The sequence below is a fragment of the Bacillus sp. P4_E1 genome, assembly GCF_056401715.1.
This window is the reverse complement of record NZ_JBFUIV010000005.1, coordinates 158,809-178,155: the sequence shown is the minus strand read 5'-3', so window position 1 is coordinate 178,155 and position 19,347 is coordinate 158,809. Positions and strand designations below refer to the sequence as shown.

The window sequence follows — 19,347 nt, the reverse complement described above, 5'->3', positions numbered from 1 at the left end:
TTATAGAAGAACGCAATGCGGTTACAATAAGAGTACATTCTTTACAACCCCTGCTTCATCACCCATCTATTATAGCAGGACATGTACAGCAAAAAAAGGTTTCAAATCGAAAAGCAATATATTTTGTATACAAGAAGTAAGAAAAATAAAATTCCTCCTACCCACATTTTTTACGCCTGAAGTTTAAATGTACTTCAGGCGTATTTTTCTTCCAGTTTTATTCATTTGACGATTCTTCTAACTGTACTAACAATTCTTCTAACGGTCCTTCATAGAGCGGTACAGTTGGGATTGATTGTAAAAATCGTTTTCCATAGGAAGAACTTGTCAAACGACGATCTAATACAAATACAGTTCCCGTATCTGTATTTGTTCTAATAAGACGACCAAACCCTTGTTTGAAACGCAAGATTGCTTGCGGGAGCGCCAACTTATCGAATACGTCTTCTCCTTGATTTTTTAACCACTCTCCTTTTGCTTCCATCATCGGCTGATGAGGAGGGGTAAAAGGCAGACGGACAATGACAAGACAGCTTAGGGCATCTCCAGGTATATCTATCCCTTCCCAAAAACTACTTGTTCCTAACAAAATCGATTTGTCGAACTCCTGGAATTTGCGGATTAGACGACTTCGGCTCTTATTATTCACACTTTGCGTTAATAATAAATATCCTTCTAATGTCTCATCATTTTTCAAATTCGTATACGCTTCTTTCAACATTTCATACGAAGTGAATAAAACGAGCATTCTACCTTTTGTAGCTTTCGCTATTTTCGCAATATGTGCCGATATAGACTCAATATATTCTTCATTACTTGCTTTCTTAATAAAAGGTACATCCGTTGAAACCATTAATTTCATTTGCTCTTCAAAACGGAATGGTGATGGAACCTTTAATGTATTGGGAGCAAAATCATGTAAACCTAGCTCCTCTTTTATATAGTCGAATGAATCATTAACTGTTAACGTTGCTGATGTGAAAATAACACTCTTTTTCTGGGTTAAAAATTCATCAGCAAATCTTTCACCAATATGAACAGGCTGCGCATATAGAACTGTTGAATGAATCGTTCCCTTCGTTTCAGTCTCCATCCATGTCACGTATGAATTTTTTTCTAAAATGAGTAATTGTAAAGATTGTGCCATCTTTCTCAACAACTCAATTAAATGCATAAATTCACCTGTAACGACGTGCATCTCCCATTCTAATTTACTTTGCAATATTTCAGCTTGCTTCTCAAGTGTAGTCAATAACTTTCTTACATCATACACAAATCGATTTGTTAACTCGGTAATGCTATCCCATAACTTACCTTTCTCTACTTCCGTGTTATATCGATAAATGAGTGGCATATTGCTCATCCCTTGTTCCTGCTTTGTTTGTTTAAATACGAAAGTCCGTAACATTTGAAATAGTTCATCCGCATCAAATTTCAATTCCTTCAAACTATGACTCACCATACGGAAAGTCGAACGCGATGCTTGCTCTGATTTTTTCATCATTTTATATACTTTAGAAAGTACATCATCTGTTTCTAGCGTACCAAGACGAGATAAAGCTAATTGAAAATACATGCATGAGAATTGTTCACCTAATGTTCTACTCGCCGCTTCCTCGATATGATGAGCTTCATCAAAAATAATATGTTCACATGAAGCAAATAATGGTTCTTCACTTGAAAAATCTTGAAATAATAACGCATGATTTGTAATAACGATATCTGCAAATAATGCTTTATTCTTTGCTCTTTGATAAAAACAACGACTATACCAGTTACTTTGCATCCCGCCTGGACTATGTACATCACTACAAATACGGTTCCAAAGTAACTTGCCGCCCTCAGGAATATTCAATTCATCACGATCGCCAGTTTCCGTTTGCAATAACCACACTAAAATTTTTGCCTTTGTGAGCGCCATATCATAATTTTTCTCTTCCTCTTGCAAAGCATATTCAAATTTGTGTAGACAAAGGTAATGCTTTCTTCCTTTCAGAAGAGCTACTTCAAATGAAAATGGCATTATTTTCTTTAATAAAGGAATTTCTTTTTCTAGTATTTGTTGTTGCAATTGTACAGTTTGTGTACTTATAATGACAGGTTCTTCTTTTTTCTTTGCGAAATAAATACTTGGAAGTAAATATGCAAGCGTCTTCCCCGTACCTGTTCCTGCTTCAATCAGTGAAAACCTAGAATCTCTTAGCGCTGTATATATTTCCTTCATCATAATCTGTTGGCTTTCTCTTTTTTCAAACTTTGGCATATTCAATTCAAGTTTATCGATTGTCTTATGTAAGAAAGCATCAAATTTAGATGAGTATGTTTCACTGAGGCTTAAAGAATAATTCCGCTTTCGAAGCGCAATATTTCGATACACCTCACACTCCTCTGCCTCTTCTTTACCATGCATCATTTTCTTTAAAATATTTTCAGAAAGTACATCAGCTATATCACTTTGGAAAACATCACTTAATTCATAAAGCGATTGTAATGTGACAAGTGGTAACTTTTCAATTTCACTTAAAAATTGTAAAAACAACTCCGCTGTTGCAAGAGCATCACTATCCGCACGATGTGGTTGATCGTGCTCTAGTTCATGCTGCTTAGCTAAATCACGTAATTTATAACTATCAGCTGTCGGCAAAAGAATTTGCGCCAATTCAACTGTATCAATTTTAGGACAATGTACTTCTGTATATCCAGCTTGCCTTAATTCTTCATTTAAAAAATTCCAATCAAAGTGAACGTTATGTGCAACAAAAGCCGCACCTTGTAATAGCTCAACAATCATCGGGGCTACATCTCGAAATAACGGGGCTTGTTTTACAAGATCTTCATCAATCCCAGTTAATTCTGTAATAAATAGGGGAATCTCTCTCTTCGGATTAATAAAAGATGAAAAAATCTCTAATATCTCTCCATCTTCCACTACAACAGCTGCAATTTGGGTGATTTTATCCTTCCCATCCTTCCAGGAGTTCCCTGTCGTCTCTAAATCAACAACGACATAACGCTTACTCATATATGTAACACCTCAATTTCTTACCTATCAAACACAAAAATTATATAATGTTACTATACCACGTTTTACCTCATCTTAATGAAAAGATGCACAAAAAAGCTATCTCCTTAATTAGAGATAGCCTTCCTACTTATAATATCGTGCCAGCTTTTTCAGCACCTAACATTTCAATAATTTGATTATCATCGTCTAATACTGCAATTTTCGGCTCTTGTTTATGAATATTTTCTTCTGCCACTAAACCATAGCAAATAATAATAACTTTATCACCCGGTTGTACAAGCCTTGCAGCTGCACCATTTAAACACACAACACCGCTACCGCGCTCTCCTTTAATAACATATGTCTCTAAGCGAGCTCCATTGTTGTTATTTACAATTTGTACTTTTTCATTTTCTACAATATTTACCGCATCCATTAAATCTTCATCAATTGTAATACTACCTACATAATTTAAATTTGCTTCTGTTACAGTTGCACGATGTAACTTCGCTCTCATCATTGTGCGAAACATAGATGCTCCCCCTTATTTCCCCATTAATGTTATATTGTCAATTAATCGTACATTTTCAAACTTAACCGCAATCGCTAAAATGATTCTTCCTTCAATTTTATTTATTGCTTTTAATGAAGGATATGCATATAAATCAGCATAATCTACAGTGCCTTTCGTATACTTCTCAATATGCTCTTTCACAAGATTCATAATGATTTCCGGATTACGTTCGCCTGCCTCAATTCGTTCTTTCGCTATACATAGACTGCCGTATAAATGAGGAGCCTCTTCACGTTCTTCTAGTGATAAATACACATTACGAGAACTTTTCGCTAATCCATCTTCTTCCCTTACAATATCAACTGGTACGATCGTAACGGGAATATTAAAATCAGTTACGAATCCTTCAATTACAGCTACTTGCTGTGCATCTTTCATACCGAAATAAGCACGCGTTGGCAATGTAATATTAAATAGTTTCATTAGTACAGTCGCCACACCAGCGAAATGACCAGGTCTTTGTTTGCCACATAAAACGTCGGTACGCTTCACAACTTCTACTGTTGTCGTTTGTTCTGCTGGATACATCTCTTCTACACTCGGATAAAATAAATAATCAACACCATTTTCTTTTGCTACATTTTCATCTCTAACAATATCACGTGGGTATCGATCTAAATCTTCATTTGGTCCAAATTGTAGTGGATTTACAAATACACTTAAAACTACAATTTCATTTTCTTCCCTTGCCTTACGTAGTAACGTAGCATGCCCTTCGTGTAAATACCCCATCGTTGGAACAAAACCGATACTTTTTCCACTTGCATGCAGTTCGTTTGTAATTTGCTGCATCTCTTGCACTGTAGTTATGATTTTCATTATTGTTTTCCTCCGTATAACGCTAAGCACTCTTCCTCTTTCATTGTAAATGAATGTTTTTCTTCAGGAAATTGCCCTGTCTTTACTTCAGTAACGTATTGCGAAATCCCTCGCACAATCTCCTCTTGAACAGACGTATATTGCTTCACAAATTTCGGAACACGATTTACGCCGTACGAGATAAGATCGTGGTATACAAGAACTTGCCCATCTACTTTTTGTCCTGCTCCAATTCCAATTGTAGGAATTGTTAACTGCTCTGAAATAAGTTCTGCTAATTGCATTGGCACACATTCTAACACAAGTGCTATCGCACCAGCTTCCTCACATTTCTTTGCATCTTCTATTAATTTTTTTGCACTTTCAGCATCTTTCCCTTGTACTTTATACCCACCTAGCACTCCTACAGATTGAGGAGTTAAACCTAAATGCGCCACAACGGGAATTCCCGCATTCGTTAAGTAGTGAATAGTTGATATAACTTCTCCAGCACCTTCTACCTTTAATGCATGTGCCCCGCTCTCTTGAACAATGCGACGTGCATTAATCATCGTATCTTGCAATGAGACATGATAAGACATAAATGGCATATCAGTTACAATAAAAGTCTCTTTCGCTCCGCGGCGTACAGCTTTCGTATGATGAATCATATCCTCTACTGTTACTGGAACTGTTGAATCATACCCAAGTACAACCATTCCTAGAGAATCACCCACTAAAATCATATCGACTTTAGCTTCTTCTGCTAATTTAGCAGATGGATAATCATACGCCGTTAGCATTGTAATCGGCTCACCTTGCTCTTTCATTTTCAAAAAATCTGTTTTTGTTTTCAAAAACTACTCCTCCTTTATGCAGGAGAGAGGAGATGGCCGAAATCATATAAAAAACCCCTCTGGCCATAAAAGGGCAGAAGGGTTGTGTGTTAGTCGGCATTATTCATCCCTCTGTCCCAGTCCATTATTGGATCAAGGCAGAATCCAAATTATTATTTTTTCATACTGCGTAAAATAATGGTGCAGTTCGCTTTGATACTGCCCATATTCGAACTAATTATAGCAAACTCTGAAAAGGAATTGCTACATTTTTTCGAAAAAATAATTTTTTATCCCTATTACGGTATGTGAAATTTATTAGTATCTAAATGACAAAAAGAAGCTCCAAAATAGGAACTTCTTTTACTTAATTTCTATATCAGCAGAATGAATGTGGTGCACTTGTCCTTGATGATCCTCAAGTAACAATACACCATCCTCCGTAATTCCTTTTGCTAGCCCATTAATAGTTTCCTTCATCGTTCGAGCTGTAATTTCTTTTCCGATACTTACTGCGTAACTTTCCCAAAGAATTTTAATAACAGAGAAGCCATTTTTTAAATACTCTTCATACAATTTCTCTAGTTGCAAGAAAATTTGTTGCATAAGTTCCGCACGAACAATCGGCTTACCCGATTCAATTGCTAATGAAGTTGCAATTTGCTGAATTTCCTCATCAAAATGTTCTTGTTTCTGATTTGCATTAATGCCAATTCCCATAATAACAGCATTAATTTTATCTGGATCAGCTTGCATCTCCGTTAATATACCGACAGCTTTTTTACCTTGAATTAAAATATCATTCGGCCACTTAATCCCTACGTTTACACCGGTACATTTTTCAATTGCTTGCGCTACGCTAACCGCTGCTAATAAAGTAAGCTGTGGTGCATGATGAACTGGAATCGAGGGACGTAAAATAATACTCATCCAAATTCCTGTTCCTTTTGGGGAATACCATTTTCTACTTAAACGTCCTCTACCTGCTGTTTGTTCTTCAGCAACGACAATTGTTCCCTCTTCTGCGCCTTCATAAGCAAGTCTCGCTGCAATATGCTGAGTAGACTCAACCGATTCTTCAAAATAAACCGTTCTACCGATACGCTCTGTTTGTAATCCTAATTGAATCTCATTCGCAGTTACTTTATCTGGTTTACTAGCAATTCGGTACCCTAAGCGGCGTACAGCTTCTAGTTCATACCCTTCATTACGAAGGTCCTCCATATGCTTCCATACAGCGGTTCTCGAACAACCAAGTTTGTCACTAAGTATTTGACCAGATACAAATGCACCATCTGCTTCAGAAAAAACTTGTAATAACTGCTTTCTTATAGTAGATTGCATCTTTGTAGCCACTCCCTTATATCCTCTTTCTTATTAACTAAATCTCCTTGTACGATTGCTTCTTCAATATTTTGAAGCATTTCGGCAACCCACGGACCTGGCTTTTTATCTGTCCAGCTTAATAAATCATTACCAGTCACATTCATTTCTTGACGATTTTTTATCGGCAATGCATGAAATAATGATTGTACTTGCTTAACAGACGCACTATTATAACTTTCTATTATCGCTTCATATACTCTTTCCGCCATCTCAGCGATGCGAATCCCAGTTTTATAAAGAAGGATTGTATCCCACTCCTTCTCCTTTCTAGAACGAATTGCTAATAAAACCGCTACGATATCTTTAATCTTTTTATTCGAGAACTTCCATTGACGCAGAAAGACAGATGGATGCTCTTCTCCGATACAATATAGGAAAAATGCCCACGCCTCAACGTCTGTTTCGAAAGAATCCCATTTATACTGCGTAGCTTTCAAGAGTCTTTCTTCTGACATTTGCAAATATGGCAGATGAGAAAATAGCTTAGTTTCTACTAACTCTTGAAGACCATTCACACAATATGTACCGGTCAACAATTTTTCAAATTCAACTGTAATTCTTTCAATCGCTATATGTTCGAGCAAATGCCCATACGTTTCAATTGCTTGTTTCGTCTTTATTTCCAAAGAGAAACCTAACGTACTTACGAACCGAATACCACGCATCATTCGCAGTGCATCTTCTTGAAAACGGTCTGCAGCATCTCCAACCGTTGTAATTTCCTTCAGACGAATCGCTTCTTTCCCAGCAAATAAATCAACCATTTCGCCTTCCTCTGTCATTGCAATTGCATTCATCGTGAAATCACGTCGTTTTAAATCCTCTTCTAATGAACGGACAAATTGAACACTACTAGGTCTTCGAAAATCTTCATATTCGCTTTCTGTTCGAAAAGTAGTTACCTCATACGGTTCACCATTTTCTACAACAATTACAGTTCCATGCTCAAGACCAACCGGAACATGTCTTGGGAAAATAGCCATTACTTCTTCTGGTAAAGCAGATGTTGCGATATCGATATCTCCAATCGGTCTATCGATAATAAGATCGCGTACACTTCCACCAACGAAGTAAGCCTCATGTCCGTGCTGTTTTAACATCTCAATAATTGAACTAGCTTTTTTAAATCTTTCCATTCTTGTCATCCCTTAGTATGTCATAATAAATCGCCTCATACTGTGAAACGATTTTTTCCGAACGAAACTGCTCATATACAGATTTCATCGCTCGCTCTCCCATATTACGGTGAAGTTCTTCATTTTCTAGTAGCTGAATTGCTTGCTTAGCTATTCCGTCTGTATCTCCAACTTCACATATATATCCTGTTTCACCATGTTGAATGACCTCTGGAATGCCCCCAACCCTCGTTCCGATACTAGGCACACCACACGCCATCGCTTCTAATATAACAAGACCAAAACTTTCCTTTTCTGATAAAAGTAGCATTAAATCACTCATCGCAAGAAGCTCTGCAACATTATCTTGCTTTCCTAGGAATAAGACACGTTCCTCAATATGTAAACTTTTCACCAATTGTAAAATAGTACAGAACTCTGGTCCATCACCAACAAGAAGCAATTTCGCATCTACTTCCTTTACAATTTTGGCAAATGACTGCACAACATCCTGTACACGCTTAACCTTTCGGAAATTTGAAATATGAATCAACACTTTTTCATTTTCTCGTATACCATATTCTTTTTTTAATTGAGACATATCACGTTTGAAATAAACACGTTCATCTACAAAATTGTATACCGTCTCAATTTCTTTATCTGGTTTTACAAGTTCATTTGTTTCTTCAATTAACGAATGTGACACAGCTGTAACAACATCAGATTGTTCAATACCAAAGCGAATTAAATTATTTAACGAAGGGTCGGAACCTAACACAGTAATATCCGTTCCATGTAAGGTCGTAACAATTTTAATACGCTCCCCAATCATTTGTTTTGCTAAATATGCACAAATAGCATGCGGGATTGCATAATGCACATGTAAAATATCAAGGTTTTCTCTTTGAGCAACCTCTGCCATTTTACTCGCTAATGCTAAATCGTATGGTGGATATTGAAAAACAGAATATTGATTTACTGTTACTTCGTGAAAATAAATGTTCGGGTACACTTTATTCAACCGAAATGGTACACCCGATGTAATAAAATGAATTTCATGCCCGCGTTCCGCCAATTGCTTTCCTAACTCTGTCCCAACAACCCCAGAACCACCTACAGAAGGATAACATGTAATACCTATTTTCAATTTCATTTACATCCCCCTATTAAATCAGCATGTAATAAAACCGGTTTCTTACTCATAAATCCTTCGGCATACAGCACTCCAACTTCTTTCCCAAACATCTTCTCCCGAGCGATTACAGTTTCAACGTATCCTTCGGTTAATGGCGTCTTAACACCATCACTCCCTGTTGAAAACTGACTTTCATACGCTTCTAACGCTTCCACCTTTTTAGAAAGGTATTCACTAATATCTATACAAAAATTCGGTTTATGAAAACCATTAATCATATAATTATAAAAAGACTCTACACGGTGCGGCGGAAGTTCAGGCATATATTTACGAATTCCCGCTGAAAAGATAGCTTCTTCCACAAGTTTCGCGCAATTAGCATGGTCTGGATGACGATCTTCGTAATATGGTGCGAAAATTAGTGTTGGTTTATATGTACGAATAATCTTTACAATTTCACGTATATATTCTTCTTTCATATACAAACCACGGTCTGGCATTGCTAAATTAATTCTCGTTTTTACTCCCATAATACGAGCTGCAGCCTTTGCTTCTTCTTTTCTTAGTTCTACCGTTCCATTTGAAGAAAGATCAGCTTCTGTTAAATCGCAAATGCCTACTTCATATCCTTGCTTCGTATACTTTGCAATGGTACCTGCCATGCCGATTTCAACATCATCGGCATGAGCACCAAACGCTAATATATGTAATCCACTCATAATTGTTCCCCTCATTTTCTTAACTTTCGGTAATCTAAATCTCCCCGCTCTAATGCATGCATTAGCATTTCAGCACTTGCCATATTTGTTGCTAATGGGATGGCGTATACATCACATAAACGAAGTAACGCATTAACATCTGGTTCATGCGGCTGGGCTGTTAGTGGATCCCGGAAAAAAATCACCATATCCATCTCATTTTTTGCAATCATTGCACCAATTTCTTGATCGCCACCAAGAGGACCGGATTGATATCTTGTTACAACTAAACCAGTTGCCTCCATAATACGAAGTCCTGTCGTTCCTGTTGCAAAAAGTTCATGTTTTTCAAAAATTGGTTTATATGCGTATGCGAACGAAACCATATCATCTTTCTTTTTGTCATGTGCGATTAAGGCAATTTTCATCCGTTGTCTCCCCTTTAGTCGATAATATTTTCTAAACCGTACACAAGATGATCAAGGCTCATTACTGTTTCAATTGATAGTTTTACACCTGACATAAATGATGCACGGTTGAATGAATCATGACGAACTGTTAACATTTGTCCATCTCCGCCGAACATTACTTCTTGGTGTGCAATAAGCCCTGGTAGACGTACGCTATGAATGTGAATACCGTCTACATTTGCACCACGTGCCCCTTCTAATTGTTCCGTTTCATTAGGGTGCCCTTGCTCTTTTGGTACACGATTTTGACGGATTAATTCTACTGTTTTTACAGCTGTACCAGATGGTGCGTCTAATTTTTGATCATGGTGTAATTCAATTACTTCAACATCTTGGAAGTACTTCGCTGCCATTTGAGAGAACTTCATCATAAGAACTGCACCAATCGCAAAATTTGGAGCGATAATTGTTCCTACTTCTTTTTCTTTTGCATTTTCTGTTAATTGCTTTAGTTCTTCTTCAGTAAATCCAGTTGTACCAATAACTGATCTAAGTCCACGTTCAACTGCAAGTGTCACATGTTTCTTTCCAATTTCTGGTGTTGTTAAATCTAACAATACATCTGCTTCTACTTCATCTAAACAAGTATGTAAATCCGCGTAAATAGGTGCATCTAGCGCTGGCATTCCCGGTAAATCAGAAATTTTTTCTCCGCCATGCTTATAATCAATTGCTGCTACTAAATTGAAATGCGCTGTTCTTTCCATAAGAAGGACTGCTTCATATCCCATGCGTCCTCGTGGTCCAGCGATAATTACTTTAATTTCTTTCATGCGTCTTTCTCTCCCTCATCAATACGTGTCCAACGATCTTTATCACGTGTATTAAATTTATTCATTACAATGTTATGCGCTGTTTCTAAATCAATATTTAAACTATTTGCCATACAAATCATAACAAATAAAACATCTCCAAGCTCTTCCTCAACACTTCGTTCTTTCTCAGTCGTTTTCTTTGGTTTCTCACCATAATAATGATTAACCTCTCTTGCAAGCTCTCCCATTTCTTCAGTTAAACGAGCCATCATTGCAAGCGGACTAAAATAACCTTCTTTAAATTGACCGATATATGCATCTACTTCTTTCTGCATATCTTTCATCGTTTTTGCTTCCATACTAGTCACCTCTTATTCCTTCCTCTTTCATGTTAGCCAATTCATCGCGATTTGACAAATATTATTCCCTCATATCACTATTTACGACTCTTTTTAGGATAGACTATAATAAAGTGAAACTTTCTTTTGCGGTTTTTTGCAAAAGATCAGCCTGAACCAATCGGGTCCCTGCGGCTGGTTCGACCTTTTCTTCTTTGCTTTTCCCTCTACCAGCCGTTGGGACGGGATAAAGTGAAACTTTCTTTTGCAGTTTTTCCGCACAATATCAGGCTGAACTAATTAAGCTCTTATACCATTCTCTATTTTTACTATCAACTAGAAATAACTTATTATTATGTTCTATCGTTTAAGAGGAGCAATGCAATCATTACATAATTAGGGGGATTTCTAAATGACATCAAATTTGAAGATTCGGAATATCATTTTTATTTTAATCGGTTCCGCTATTTTTTCTTTCGGTATTGTGAATATCAATATTGAAAACCATCTTGCAGAGGGTGGATTTACCGGCATTACGCTATTATTATATTTTAAATTTTCACTTGATCCTTCCTATACAAACTTAATTTTAAACGTCCCCCTATTTTTCATTGGCTGGAAATTACTCGGCCGAACAACATTTTTATACACATTAATCGGTACATTTAGCGTCTCTTTATTCCTTTGGGTGTTTCAGCGCTACGAGGTTCTCAACTTACATTTAAACTTGCAAAATGATATGACACTGGCTGCTTTATTCGCTGGGGCATTTATCGGCATAGGACTTGGAATTATATTCAAATACGGCGGGACTACTGGCGGTGTTGATATTATCGCAAGGCTAGCTCACAAATATGTTGGCTGGAGTATGGGAAAAACGATGTTTATGTTTGATGCGGTCGTTATCATTATCTCTATTCTTACATATTTATCATATCGCGAGGGCATGTATACGTTAGTTGCTGTTTTTATCGGGGCTAAGGTTATTGATTTCATGCAAGAAGGTGCTTATGCAGCAAAAGGAGCAACTATTATTTCTGATAAAAACGATGAAATTGCTTCAAAAATTTTATCAGAAATGGAGCGCGGAGCAACCTTTTTAAAAGCAGTTGGATCCTATACAAAAATAGAACGTAATGTACTATATTGTGTTGTTGCTAAAAATGAAATCGTAAAATTAAAAAATATCATTATTTCAGTAGATCCACATGCCTTTGTCGCTGTAAGTGATGTACACGATGTTGTTGGTGAAGGATTTACATTAGATGAAAATAAAAAACCGTTACATAATTAAATTCAGCTAGAAAAGCTCTGTAGCTTTTCTAGTTTTTTATTATAAATCTTTTAAGTTTCTCCAAATCCTCATAAATAAGCTCCAACAAACTCCGATTATAGAAAATAGAAGCTGGATGAAAGGTCGGAAAAATATGATATTCTTTTTCTGACCAAATAAATTCTGTACTGCTGCTATCTTTCAATCGCTGCACAGGTTGCTTTAACAATTCTCCATGAACATCCGTAATTTTATTATTTTTACCAACTAAACGCTGTAATGCAATATTACCAAGTGTGACAATAACCGGCTGCTGTATAAATTCCAGTTCATAATCTAGCAAAGGTGCATGTGCAAGTATCTCACCTTGATTCGGTGTTCTATTGTACTTCTTCTGTATTATTTCGCCATTTCGTTCCCTTTTCTCTCTCCATTTATAAGGTCTACTCCGGACCGCACTCGTAATATATACTTCTTCCCTTGTAACGTGAATACGTTCTAAAAATTCCATTAAATGTTTTCCCGCTCTCCCACTAAATGGAATCCCATTATGAATTTCTGTTTCACCAGGTGCTTCTCCAACAAGCATTAATTTCGGGTTTTTAGGGCCCTGTCCACTTAAAAAACCTTCTAATTGGTATGTAGCACTACGCTCCTTCACTTGTTTAACTAAATAATATGGATATTCTATGTCCGTCACCTTCTTTCATCATTCCATACTTATCTTTATTTTAACTAGTTCTATACCCCATATTCTCTCTATTATTTCCATTTGTAACATATTATAAGATTCAATCCACAAAACAAAAAAAGACTATCAAAATTGATAGTCTTTAATCGTCGCTACGCTGCATACCAGTATAAATTAATACGAGACGTAATAATTCAAATACTGCTACAGCAGCTGCTGCTACATATGTTAATGCTGCCGCATTTAATACTTTACGAGCTTGACCGTACTCATCTGTTGATACGATACCAAGTGCTTCAATTTGTTGCATTGCGCGTTTTGATGCATCAAACTCAACTGGTAATGTAACAAGTTGGAAAATAACACCTGCTGCCATTAAAATAATTCCTAGTAACAACAAACCAGACATTTGTGCAAATACACCAATTAGGACAAAAACCCATGACATGTTTGAACCAAAATTAGCAACTGGCACTAACGAATGGCGTACACGCATAAAGTTATAATCTTTCGCATCTTGAATTGCGTGTCCTACTTCATGTGCTGCTACAGCTGTACCAGCAACTGAATGACCATAATAGTTATCTGTCGATAATCTAACCGTCTTTACACGCGGGTCATAATGATCTGACAAATGACCTGGCGTTTCTTCTACGGCTACATTGTACAATCCATTTTCATCTAAAATTTTTCGAGCCACTTCCGCTCCTGTCATACCTGATGTTGAATAAACTTGTGAATACTTGCTATAGGCACTACGTACTTTTGACTGTGCATACAACGGTATGATCAAAATGATCGCGAAGTAAATTAAATAAAACATCATAAACCTCCATTGAAGTTTTAATTATAGTACTTCTCATTCTATTTTTTTCTTCCACCGTTGTCAATAAATAAACCTTACAATCCGTATCTTTATTTATGCATATTATCTATCTTTAGAATGCAAGTTGCTTCTCCGCTTCTCTCTCTCCCCTTTATACTTTCTCCATCCAACATACGTTAAAGTGAACAAAATAAGTCCTCCAGTAATTGTCATAAACCAAATGAGAGAGGGAGCAATCTCATCTTTTTTTACTGTATGAAATATTTTTTGCAAATCACCTTTAATAATCCCTAGTTGCATTTGTCCACCTTTCGTTTTTAACATAACGTTACGAAATTCATCCAAATAAGATAAATGTGCATTTACACGCTGCGCTTCGTTTTCTGGCAGAGCAATCATTAAACTAGGATAAATAATATTAAATTCATTTAAAAATGTATTTAGCGTCTGTTGGAACTGTCCATCATCTTCTTTTTCCATCGCCTTTTCTACTTGAGAAAAAGCATTCATTATCTTTCTTTCTCTTTCCATCCAAAGTGGCTGATATTTAGATACTTGTGCATCAACAGCAAGTTGTAACGCTAACATATTATCCACTTTAACTTGCCTATCTKAATCTTCCGCGAGAGATTGTTTCGCCTTATCGTATGCTAAAGAAACGACTCTAATTTGTCCCGGAGTTACTTTTGAATTATTTTCATTCTCCTTTGATAGAAATTGCTCTGAGAAATGGTACAGTACTTGTATTGCCTTTTCATCTTCTTTTTTCTTCACTAACTGCAAAGAGTCATCTAGCAATCCAGTTAGTTCACTCCACTCTTCAGCATATATACGTACTGGAAACATTATAATTAGAAATGCTATCAGTCCAATTAATGTTCTCTTCATCCCGGTCCCCCCTATAACTACTAGTACAAAATATGTGGAATTGGACAAGAATAGAACAGAACAAAACCAAAAAATATATTATCTCTATGAAAACAAAAAAATTCTCTTTAAACAGAGAATTTTTTCTTTGAAACCCTTTTCTTTTTCACTAAATATTTATACACACCGTAGCAAAGCATGCTACCACCTAAAATCAATAATAAAATAATACATGCAGCATGCATAAAGAATTCTTCCGGTAACATTAAAATAACCGGATCTGTTTCAATATCAAACATCCAATAATCATTGCTAAATAAAAGCTTATGAAATAATACGAAACTCTTTTCAAAATTAATAGCAATTGGTAACGTAAGAGCTATTGGAAAAATAATTGTAAGAATCGCTCCGTGAAGTAAAAACTTTTCTTTTTTCTTTTTTAATAAATACGCTCCTCCTAATACAGCAATTACAATCGTTCCATACATTATATATTGAATCTTTACTAAAATATTTTTAACATCTACAAAATGAATGCGTCCATTTGTGGACATATCTAATGTCGGCAATTGTAATGCACCTTCATAAAACGGCGATAAATATGTAATAAGCACATCATAGTTTCTCTTAATTTCATCTTTCGTCATATCCGCTAAATCTGGAATATTTAAAAAATCAATTTCAAAATAATACAACCATTTTCCATATACAACTACCGTTGTCGCGAGAGCGAAAACAGAAAATGCTATGCTATAGGAAACTACTAAAGTGATCAATCGATCCAATATGTTTATACCGCTCTTATTTTTCTTCATTTTCTCCCCCTAAATGTCCTCACCATCATAAAGAAAACTGTTTTCGGTTCTCACGTAAGCAATAATAATATGTAATACACAGTACAGCAATACTTAACCAAAACGTAAAATAACCAATTTTCTCTACAAATAAATGCATAATCCCATATCTCGGCATTTGCCAAAATAAATAATCAATTGCATCATTATGTAATGTCCATATGCCAGCTACAGTGAAGTGCCATTTTTTTATCCGATAAAACGGAGCATATAACATTCCCTGCACTGCCATCGCAAAATGAGATAACATTAACATATATCCCATAAGGCCAATAGGGCCTTTTACATAAATCATAATTGCATTTACAACAACAGCCCAAACACCATATTTTATTAAAGTAACTATCGCTAGCGCTTCTATTAACCCCCAGTTCTTCTTCATCAAAAAAGCAATTAAAACAAAGACAAAAAAGAGAGTCGCCATAGGGCTATCTGGTACAAACGGCCAAAATATAGGTGAGGTTTCTTTTAATTGATTTCCATACCATATGAATCCGTAAATTGTACCTAATATGTTAACAACCAATAAAAATAATAGTACCGAACGTTGCCTTAACATTGCATACAAGTAAGCCAATCTGTATGTCCAACACCTTTCAAGCAAAGTAATTCTTTCATCGAACTCTACTCTATTATATAGCAAACTTTCCGTCATCGTAGAGTAGAAAACTAAAACAGATTAAATTTTCTTTAGGGATGGCTTTGCTATCCCTTTTCTGTTTCAGCTTCCCCTCATCAAACCGTACGTGAGGTTTTCCCTCATACGGCTTTCCGATGCTCTTCCTTCTTTAGCTTTCAGTTTGTTCTAGCTTCCTACTTTCACGAGTGTGTATGTTATTTTCTTCATCAAGTCCTTGATACGACCATGTTTCTTTCGAACATTTCTTTTCTTATTCCAAAAAAGGTTAAGCCGTTCTAAGACGTACCAATCTATTTTACCGAGCCACTTCTGTCCAATTGAAGATAGGCTATAATAATTTTTGAATCCTTGTAGAATTCTATTTAAACCTTTCACCATCAAACAGTGCCCAGCTTAGCTGGGCACGCAAAATAAAAAGCTGACTACAGATTTTGTAGTCAGCTTTTCTATTATTTTTTATTATACTTTGCAACGAATTCCGAAAGCTTTTTCAGTTCCTCATCTGTACCTTTAAATACACCTTTAGGCATTGAACCTTTTCCATCTTTCGCAATTTTAGCGATCTCTTCTGGTTTTAAAGTTAAGTTTTGTAAAGCCGGTGCTGCCGCTCCGCCCTGTAAATTGTCACCATGACATGTTAAACAAGTATTTTTTTGCATCAACTTGTAGCCGTCATCATTTTTATCAACTGGTGCTGTTTTTACAATTGCTCCTTGTTTTTTTGCAGCTTCCCAATCGTGGTGTGCTACAGATTCCCAAGTTAAAAAAATAATCGATGCAATTGCTAAAAGCATAAACCCCGTTGCTACAGGACGCTTCAATGGTGCTCTTTCTGGGCCTCGATCTAGAAACGGAGCTAATAGTAACGCTCCAAACGCAATCCCCGGCATAATAAACGCACCAATTACAGTAAATGAGCCTGAAGCATACGAATACTTTAATAACTGATACAAGAATAAGAAATACCAATCTGGAAGTGGTATATATCCTGCATCTGTAGGATCCGCCATTCTCTCAAGCGGTGACGGATGCGCCACTGTTAAACATAAATAACCGACTAAAAAAACTGCACCAACCATCCATTCTTTTAACAAGAAATTCGGCCAAAACGCTTCTGTTTTCCCTGGATATTCAGAATAATCTTTTGGAATATTTGGTTTCCGGGCTACTGGTACCCGAGAATCTCCTACAAACTTCATCCCTTTGCCGCGATGCATAATCTCCCTCCTTTTGTTCTTTCCCCTTTAATTTAGCAATCTCTTATAGCGGACCGGAAATACCTTGTTTGCGAATCATGATGAAGTGGAAGGCCATTAAACCTAGAAGTGCTGCTGGTAAGAAGAAGACGTGAATAGCAAAGAAGCGAGTTAATGTTTGAGCGCCAACGATTTCGGAATGACCAGCGAGTAATGTTTTAATATAAGGACCAATGAGCGGCGTTTGCTCTGCAATTTGAATCCCTACTTTCGTAGCAAATAACGCTTTCATATCCCACGGTAATAAATATCCGGTAAAACCAAGACCTAACATAACAAAGAAAATAAGAACACCAACAATCCAGTTTAACTCACGAGGCTTTTTATACGCACCTTGGAAGAAAACTCTGAGTGTATGTAAAAACATCATTACAATTACGAGACTAGCACCCCAGTGATGCATACCACGAACAATTTGCCCGTAAGCTACTTCATTTTGTAAATAATAAACCGACTCCCAAGCATTTTTAATATCCGGCACATAATACATCGTCAAAAACATTCCGGACAAAATTTGAATTACTGTAACGAAAAAGGTAAGTCCTCCAAAGCAATAGACGAATGCAGAAAAGTGATGTGCCGGGTTAACATGCTCAGGTACTTCATGATCAGCGATATCACGCCATATCGGTGTAATATCTAAACGTTCGTCCACCCAATCATAAATTTTATTTAACATCTACTTTGCACCCCCTCTTGGCTTCGCTTTTCCTAAATACAGCGTTCCATCTTTCACTTTAGACTCGTACACATCAAGCGGAGCAAGAGGCGGTGTGCCTTTAATGTTCATCCCATCTTTTGTGTAACGTCCCCCGTGACATGGGCAAAAGAATTGATTAGGATGTGCTTTGTCCGAATTCCAGTTCACTGTGCAACCTAAATGTTTACACACTGGAGAAAATGCAACAATGTCTCCGCTTTCATCTTTATGCACCCAAGCAGATTTTGGCTCTTCAGACTTGTACCATCCGTCAACCTGCTTCACCTTAAAATCGAAGCGCTTCGGCTCTGTTGTAATATCCTTTACTTGTCCAACAGCAACCATATCTGTTCCCACTTCTTTTCTTAACACCGGATCAAGCGCAAACCTCGTCATCGGCATTAAAATACCCGCCGCCATAAAGCCTCCTACCCCTGTAAGTGTGTAATTTAAAAACTGTCTTCTTGACACACGATGTTCTTTCTCGCTCACGAAAATTTCCCCCCTCTATCAGAAATTGTCCCCTCGTGAAAAAATTATATAAAAAATAAAAACTAGGACACTATCATGATATAATACCCTCTTGCATAGGTCAATATCATACTACTCATAATAATAAGAACTTTCTGTTTATTATTATTTTATCCATCTTTCTTCCAACATTTCCATAATATTTTTTATGTGTGCACGAATAACTTCCCTTTTCGCTTGGTCACTAAATTGCTCTAATGATAACGATGGAAACCAAAATAAATCACCCTGCACATCTCTCATATCTTCTTTCCATGAAAAGTCACTTGTCACATAGGCAATATGCTTAAAACCTTGCCTTTTTAAATGATCTGTCCATTCTTGCAAACGGTCTTTTTCATTCTTTTGGCTCTCTACCAAATACGTAAATGCGGGCAGTAAAAGCACTCTTCCTTTATACTCCCTTTCCAACTCCATACTCAAAGCCTCAATAAATTCACCTTGCTCTACAACCATTTTCATCTCTTTTGCTGCCGAAATAGACAAAAGGGGTATAATCCCTGTATCTACATACTCCCTCGCTTGCTCAAACTGTTCTACATCTTTTACAATCCATTTCACCTTTTCTCCCCTCCTCCATTCGAAATAACAGAACTTTCA

At 36.6% G+C, this 19,347-nt stretch carries 21 protein-coding genes; 1 reads left to right on the top strand and 20 read right to left on the bottom strand.

Features of this window, described 5'->3' with window-relative positions; all coding sequences use genetic code 11:
- Positions 1 to 217: 217 nt before the first annotated feature.
- The 11 genes from dinG to AC1DS7_RS09330 form a co-directional block, all read right to left on the bottom strand.
- Positions 218 to 3,022: an ATP-dependent DNA helicase DinG gene (dinG, locus tag AC1DS7_RS09380; RefSeq protein ID WP_002166066.1), complete on the bottom strand. Its 2,805-nt coding sequence runs from the start codon at positions 3,020 to 3,022 to the stop codon at positions 218 to 220.
- Positions 3,023 to 3,152: 130 nt separating this feature from the next.
- Complete coding sequence (panD, locus tag AC1DS7_RS09375) at positions 3,153 to 3,536, bottom strand: aspartate 1-decarboxylase (protein WP_000490176.1); 384 nt, start codon at positions 3,534 to 3,536, stop codon at positions 3,153 to 3,155.
- 12 nt (positions 3,537 to 3,548) lie between these two features.
- On the bottom strand, positions 3,549 to 4,397 hold the full coding sequence (panC, locus tag AC1DS7_RS09370; protein WP_016101475.1) for a pantoate--beta-alanine ligase: 849 nt from the start codon (positions 4,395 to 4,397) through the stop codon (positions 3,549 to 3,551).
- On the bottom strand, positions 4,397 to 5,233 hold the full coding sequence (gene panB / locus AC1DS7_RS09365; protein WP_002011854.1) for a 3-methyl-2-oxobutanoate hydroxymethyltransferase: 837 nt from the start codon (positions 5,231 to 5,233) through the stop codon (positions 4,397 to 4,399). The genes panC and panB overlap by 1 nt, the downstream gene beginning before the upstream one ends.
- Positions 5,234 to 5,575: 342 nt before the next feature.
- Positions 5,576 to 6,556: a biotin--[acetyl-CoA-carboxylase] ligase gene (locus AC1DS7_RS09360; RefSeq protein ID WP_002086594.1), complete on the bottom strand. Its 981-nt coding sequence runs from the start codon at positions 6,554 to 6,556 to the stop codon at positions 5,576 to 5,578.
- Positions 6,541 to 7,734, bottom strand: coding sequence for a CCA tRNA nucleotidyltransferase (locus AC1DS7_RS09355; protein ID WP_002086595.1), 1,194 nt, complete (start codon positions 7,732 to 7,734; stop codon positions 6,541 to 6,543). The genes AC1DS7_RS09360 and AC1DS7_RS09355 overlap by 16 nt, the downstream gene beginning before the upstream one ends.
- Complete coding sequence (gene bshA / locus AC1DS7_RS09350) at positions 7,721 to 8,866, bottom strand: N-acetyl-alpha-D-glucosaminyl L-malate synthase BshA (protein ID WP_002086596.1); 1,146 nt, start codon at positions 8,864 to 8,866, stop codon at positions 7,721 to 7,723. Before bshA ends, AC1DS7_RS09355 begins: the two co-directional genes overlap by 14 nt.
- Positions 8,863 to 9,567, bottom strand: a complete 705-nt coding sequence (bshB1, locus tag AC1DS7_RS09345; protein ID WP_002011848.1) for a bacillithiol biosynthesis deacetylase BshB1 — start codon at positions 9,565 to 9,567, stop codon at positions 8,863 to 8,865. Before bshB1 ends, bshA begins: the two co-directional genes overlap by 4 nt.
- A gap of 11 nt (positions 9,568 to 9,578) precedes the next feature.
- Complete coding sequence (gene mgsA / locus AC1DS7_RS09340) at positions 9,579 to 9,974, bottom strand: methylglyoxal synthase (protein ID WP_000684753.1); 396 nt, start codon at positions 9,972 to 9,974, stop codon at positions 9,579 to 9,581.
- A 14-nt stretch (positions 9,975 to 9,988) separates the two neighbouring features.
- On the bottom strand, positions 9,989 to 10,789 hold the full coding sequence (gene dapB, locus AC1DS7_RS09335) for a dihydrodipicolinate reductase (RefSeq protein ID WP_061675136.1): 801 nt from the start codon (positions 10,787 to 10,789) through the stop codon (positions 9,989 to 9,991).
- On the bottom strand, positions 10,786 to 11,130 hold the full coding sequence (locus AC1DS7_RS09330) for a nucleotide pyrophosphohydrolase (protein WP_002011846.1): 345 nt from the start codon (positions 11,128 to 11,130) through the stop codon (positions 10,786 to 10,788). The genes dapB and AC1DS7_RS09330 overlap by 4 nt, the downstream gene beginning before the upstream one ends.
- A 391-nt stretch (positions 11,131 to 11,521) precedes the next feature.
- Here AC1DS7_RS09330 and AC1DS7_RS09325 point away from each other — a divergent pair, with 391 nt between their 5' ends.
- Entirely contained in the window at positions 11,522 to 12,403 is an 882-nt protein-coding gene (locus AC1DS7_RS09325) for a YitT family protein (RefSeq protein ID WP_002011845.1), read from the top strand.
- Between the two features lie 28 nt (positions 12,404 to 12,431).
- On the opposite strand, the gene AC1DS7_RS09320 is transcribed toward AC1DS7_RS09325, so the two are convergent.
- The 9 genes from AC1DS7_RS09320 to AC1DS7_RS09280 form a co-directional block, all read right to left on the bottom strand.
- Positions 12,432 to 13,082: a uracil-DNA glycosylase gene (locus tag AC1DS7_RS09320; protein WP_002011844.1), complete on the bottom strand. Its 651-nt coding sequence runs from the start codon at positions 13,080 to 13,082 to the stop codon at positions 12,432 to 12,434.
- A 133-nt stretch (positions 13,083 to 13,215) separates the two neighbouring features.
- On the bottom strand, positions 13,216 to 13,896 hold the full coding sequence (locus AC1DS7_RS09315) for a zinc metallopeptidase (protein ID WP_002086606.1): 681 nt from the start codon (positions 13,894 to 13,896) through the stop codon (positions 13,216 to 13,218).
- A 105-nt stretch (positions 13,897 to 14,001) separates the two neighbouring features.
- Positions 14,002 to 14,787, bottom strand: coding sequence for a sporulation protein YpjB (gene ypjB / locus AC1DS7_RS09310; RefSeq protein WP_476998928.1), 786 nt, complete (start codon positions 14,785 to 14,787; stop codon positions 14,002 to 14,004).
- A 107-nt stretch (positions 14,788 to 14,894) separates the two neighbouring features.
- Positions 14,895 to 15,581, bottom strand: coding sequence for a lipoprotein intramolecular transacylase Lit (gene lit, locus AC1DS7_RS09305; RefSeq protein WP_002064533.1), 687 nt, complete (start codon positions 15,579 to 15,581; stop codon positions 14,895 to 14,897).
- A gap of 25 nt (positions 15,582 to 15,606) precedes the next feature.
- A complete protein-coding gene (gene lhaT / locus AC1DS7_RS09300; RefSeq protein ID WP_002086612.1) occupies positions 15,607 to 16,197 on the bottom strand; it encodes a lipoprotein heptaprenylglyceryl N-acetyltransferase LhaT in 591 nt (196 codons plus the stop codon).
- A gap of 512 nt (positions 16,198 to 16,709) precedes the next feature.
- Entirely contained in the window at positions 16,710 to 17,477 is a 768-nt protein-coding gene (gene qcrC, locus AC1DS7_RS09295) for a menaquinol-cytochrome c reductase cytochrome b/c subunit (RefSeq protein ID WP_002011836.1), read from the bottom strand.
- A 43-nt stretch (positions 17,478 to 17,520) separates the two neighbouring features.
- Positions 17,521 to 18,195, bottom strand: a complete 675-nt coding sequence (gene qcrB / locus AC1DS7_RS09290) for a menaquinol-cytochrome c reductase cytochrome b subunit (protein ID WP_000932700.1) — start codon at positions 18,193 to 18,195, stop codon at positions 17,521 to 17,523.
- Positions 18,196 to 18,708: a menaquinol-cytochrome c reductase iron-sulfur subunit gene (gene qcrA / locus AC1DS7_RS09285; protein ID WP_002030772.1), complete on the bottom strand. Its 513-nt coding sequence runs from the start codon at positions 18,706 to 18,708 to the stop codon at positions 18,196 to 18,198.
- 144 nt (positions 18,709 to 18,852) lie between these two features.
- Complete coding sequence (locus AC1DS7_RS09280) at positions 18,853 to 19,308, bottom strand: YpiF family protein (protein WP_002030770.1); 456 nt, start codon at positions 19,306 to 19,308, stop codon at positions 18,853 to 18,855.
- Between the last annotated feature and the right edge of the window lie 39 nt (positions 19,309 to 19,347).